The organism is Paenibacillus sp. GbtcB18 (assembly GCF_019091125.1).
Taxonomy (GTDB): domain Bacteria; phylum Bacillota; class Bacilli; order Paenibacillales; family NBRC-103111; genus Paenibacillus_F; species Paenibacillus_F chitinolyticus.
The window spans coordinates 1-497 of the sequence record NZ_JAGXJX010000075.1; the positions used below are offsets into that span (position 1 = coordinate 1).

Genomic DNA, 497 nt, shown 5'->3' on the forward strand with positions numbered 1-497 from the left:
GGGGGATTAAAAAGATTCAAAAATAAATTAAAATAATTATTTTTCTGAGACAGATGTGACTTCTAATTCGCACCAAGCATTTACTGTAGTTTTTCCTATTGTCATTAATAGTAATACAATAACTGGGGCTACAAAGCTTGCTGCTAAACCGACCTGTGAACCAATTAATGCTGAGATTGATGAAACAAATAACATTCTATTATCAGGTGATTGAATTAATTGAGTAAATTCTTCTCTTTGAGCAGCATATCTAGAATCACCACAAAATAATTTATATAATTCTTTTTTCAGTAGCATGAAATAGTCATTTTTTGGTTTTTGTTCACCACTAAAAGGAGAGGTATTACCAATAGACGCCTCAAGCCAAGCCTTTGCAGCACCTTCATGAGTATTTGAAGCTAATAATTCAGATACAATTTCTTTTTGATAAGTAGGTAGTGAGTTGAGCCAGACAGAAGAATCTTGAGTTTCAAATAATGCGTTTAAAGTAGTCATTT

The 497-nt window shown here is 32.0% G+C and carries 1 protein-coding gene; it reads right to left on the bottom strand.

The annotated features are described in order from the left end of the window. Nucleotides 1-36: 36 nt before the first annotated feature. Nucleotides 37-497 (bottom strand): hypothetical protein (locus KVT34_RS29565; RefSeq protein ID WP_217563224.1); only part of this gene is annotated, 461 nt, incomplete at its 5' end.